The following is a 3,447-nucleotide window of genomic DNA, read 5'->3' on the forward strand; positions in this document are numbered from 1 at the left end:
AGCCCGTCCGGCGATTGAGGACATCAGTAACCCGCGCCGGACACCGGCGCGAGGACGATCAGGGGCCCACGCCCCCCACCGCGCGACGCGCAACAACCCACGCCGTCGCCAGACCAAGCGTAGACGCAGTCAAGAGCAGGCCCCCCACGTCCACGAACGCCACCAGGCCCGCCCCCAGCCCAAGCGCCACCGCGTTCGGCGCGAAGATCAGCGTCGACGCGGTCGCGGACACGCGACCCAGCACCACCCCCGGCACCTCCCGCTGCACCGCGGTCATCGCCGCGATCAGGACGCACGGCAGCCCCGCCCCCACCCCCGCCGCGCTCGCCAGGACCGCCGCGTCGTGCGGGAGGGCCCGTAGGCCGAGGGACACCGCGAACACCGTGATCCCCGCCGCCGCGAACACCCGTTCCGGGACGAGGCGCAGCAGCGGGCCCGCCAGGAGGCCGGTCAGGACGGAACCGGCGCCCTGCACCGCGTACAGCACGCCCACGTACGCGGGGGAGCGGCCGAGGCTCTCGTCCACCACCGCGTAGATCACCGCGCCGTTGAGCCCCGCCAGCAGCATCGTCACCGCCGCCGCCAGCACGAGGGGGCCCGCGGCCGGGGTGTCCCGGAGCCGCCGTATCGCCTCCGGCGTCGCGGACCGCCGGCCGTGCTCGGGCAAAGGGACCGGCGGGGACTCCCGCACCCGCATCGACGCGAACAGCCCCGCCGCCAAGGCGAACGTCGCCGCGTCCAGGAGCGCCACCGGCCCCCCGCCGTACCGGGCGTAGAGCGCCGCGCCCGCCAGCGGAGCCAGCAGCTTCATGCCCTCGTTGGCCGTCGTCCGCAGCCCGTTGAACCCGCCCAGCAGCCGCTGGTCGACCACCCCGGCGATCAGCGCCGTCTCCGCCGCGTCCATGACCACCCCGGTCGTCCCGTACACGAACAGCACGGCGAACAGGATCCAGATCCGGTCCGCCGAGTCGACGGCGAGGAGTGTTGTCAGCAGGAGCGCCATCCCCAGGTTGCAGACGATCAGCAGCGGCCTCCGCCGCACCCGGTCGGCGATCCCGCCCAGCACCGGCCCCACCAGCGTCGGTGCCCACATCGCGAAGACGGTCAGCGCCGCCAGACTGTCCGAGCCGGTCAGGGACTTGGCCCAGATCCCGGCGGTCAGCCACATCGCCGAGGTGCCGAAACCGGACACCACCACCCCGGCCAGGTACAGCCTCGCGGTGCGGTCCCGCAGCACCCCGTCGCCACGTTCCTCTTCACGTCGTCGCATGGCGTCAGGGTGGTGGCTGAGGAGGGGCGCCGGCATGGGGCAACCGCCCTATCCCGGGCCTCAGAAGGGCATCGGAAAGATGTCGCGCCGGACAACGCTTAACACCCTGAAAACCTGAACCGTTCCTGACAGGTGCACAATCCCCCGTACCCCCCGCGACCGTCCGACCCCGGCTAGGAGCCCCATGTCAGGCCAGGCAACACACGAGAACGGCAGTGCCGTGGACCGGTACTTCAAGATCAGCGAGCGGGGTTCGACCTACGCCAGGGAGATACGCGGCGGCTTCGCCACGTTCTTCACGATGGCCTACATCCTCGTCCTCAACCCGATCATCCTCGGCAGCGCCGAGGACAAGTTCGGCGCCCACCTCTCCGGGCCCCAACTGGTCACCGCCACCGCCCTGGTCGCCGCCGTCATGACCGCGATCATGGGGCTCGGGGGCAACCTGCCGCTCGCCGTCGCGGCCGGCCTCGGCCTCAACGCCGTGGTCGCCTTCCAGCTCGCCCCGCTGATGAGCTGGCCCGACGCGATGGGCCTGGTGGTGCTGGAGGGGCTGCTGATCTGCGTCCTGGTCGTCACCGGGCTGCGCGAGGCCGTCATGAACGCCATCCCGCAGTCCCTCAAGCAGGCCATCAGCGTGGGCATCGGGCTCTTCATCGCGTTCATCGGTTTCATCGACGCGGGCTTCGTCACCCGGATCCCCGGCGACACCGGCTCCGTACCCGTGCAGCTCGGCGCCACCGGCCACCTCTCGGGCTGGCCCGTCCTGGTCTTCTGCCTCGGGGTACTCCTCACCCTCGCGCTCGTGGCCCGCAAGGTGAAGGGCGCGATCCTCCTCGGCATCGTCGTGACGACCCTCGTCGCCGTCCTCATCAACGAGATCGCCGACATCAAGCCCGCCGCCTGGGGGCTCACCGTGCCGTCCGTCCCCGACGACCTCGTCGCCGCGCCGGACTTCGGGCTCATCGGCTCCTTCAGCCTCTTCGGCGCCTTCCAGCAGATCAGCGTGGTCACGCTCGTCCTGCTGGTCTTCACCCTCATCCTCAGCGACTTCTTCGACACCATGGGCACCGTCGTCGGCGTCTCCAACGAGGCCGGGCTCCTGGACGAGAACGGCAAGGTCCCGAACCTCGGCCGTGTCCTGCTCATCGACGGCGCCGCGGCGGTCGCGGGCGGCGCGGCCTCCGCCTCCTCCAACACCGCGTACATCGAATCGGCGGCGGGCGTCGGCGAGGGCGCACGTACCGGCTTCGCCTCCGTCGTCACCGGCGCCCTGTTCGGCCTCTCGCTCTTCCTCGCGCCGCTCGCGCTCGTCGTCCCCGCGCAGGCGGCGGCGCCCGCGCTCATCGTGGTGGGCTTCCTGCTGATGTCGCAGGTCCGGCACATCGACTGGGAGAAGTACGAGATCGCCGTCCCGGCCTTCCTGACGATCGCCGTCATGCCGTTCACGTACTCCATCACCAACGGCATCGGCGCCGGCTTCGTCGCGTACGTCCTCATCAAGACGGTGCTCGGCAAGGCGCGTGAGGTGCACTGGCTGCTCTGGGCCACGGCCGCCCTGTTCGTCGTCTACTTCGCGATCGACCCGATCGAGCAGTGGATCGGCTGACCCGCCCGACTGGGTGAGGCGGCGGTAACGGCCGCGCGGGTCATGAGCGTTCTTGGTAACGCACGTGAAGCGTGAGCTCAACGAGGCGGTCATCGACGGGTGATGGAGTCGCGCACTGCACCCCCCCGCACTGCCCGGTGACCCCGGAGGTCCCCTTGAGCCAGCTACAGCCGCCCACCCAGGAGCAGTTGGACGCCTACGTCGGGACCAGGCTCGCCCTGGCCGGTTTCGACCTCACCCTGCTGCCCGAACAGTCCGACCCCGCGACCGGTGTCCCCACCCGCACCCAGGTCCTGAACTCCCTGCGCTCCTTCGTCGCCTCGACCCCCGCCGCCATCGGCGGCTGGTCGCCGCCCGTGACGGGCACGCCCGCGCCGGAGTACGCCCAGCAGGCCTCGCCGCCGCTGCTCTACCCGTCGATCACGGAAGCCTGGACCGGAAAGGCGGACGGACGATGAGCCGTACCCTCAACCGCCGTGTCTTCCTGGCCGGTTCGGCCGCCGCGACCGGTGCCGTCGTCGGGGGTACGGCCCTGGCCGCGCCCGCCGCCGCGAGCCCGGCCACCGCC

3 protein-coding genes are annotated in these 3,447 nt (G+C 71.5%); 2 read left to right on the forward strand and 1 reads right to left on the reverse strand.

Going from position 1 to position 3,447, the window contains the following annotated elements:
* Positions 1–58: 58 nt before the first annotated feature.
* Complete coding sequence (locus GT042_RS09510) at positions 59–1,270, reverse strand: MFS transporter (RefSeq protein ID WP_161308268.1); 1,212 nt, start codon at positions 1,268–1,270, stop codon at positions 59–61.
* A gap of 184 nt (positions 1,271–1,454) precedes the next feature.
* Here GT042_RS09510 and GT042_RS09515 point away from each other — a divergent pair, with 184 nt between their 5' ends.
* On the forward strand, positions 1,455–2,879 hold the full coding sequence (locus tag GT042_RS09515; protein ID WP_161308269.1) for an NCS2 family permease: 1,425 nt from the start codon (positions 1,455–1,457) through the stop codon (positions 2,877–2,879).
* Positions 2,880–3,034: 155 nt separating this feature from the next.
* The gene (locus GT042_RS09520) at positions 3,035–3,337 is read left to right on the forward strand and encodes a hypothetical protein (protein WP_161308270.1); all 303 of its coding nucleotides are present in this window, start codon (positions 3,035–3,037) and stop codon (positions 3,335–3,337) included.
* Positions 3,338–3,447: the final 110 nt, after the last annotated feature.

It is taken from the genome of Streptomyces sp. SID3212 (assembly GCF_009865405.1).
GTDB lineage: Bacteria > Actinomycetota > Actinomycetes > Streptomycetales > Streptomycetaceae > Streptomyces.

What these genes read in the sequence shown, in the direction of transcription:
- GT042_RS09515 (WP_161308269.1), top strand. Translation starts at nt 1,455, where the DNA reads ATGTCAGGCCAGGCAACACACGAGAACGGCAGTGCCGTGGACCGGTAC.
- GT042_RS09510 (WP_161308268.1), bottom strand. Translation starts at nt 1,270, where the DNA reads ATGCGACGACGTGAAGAGGAACGTGGCGACGGGGTGCTGCGGGACCGC.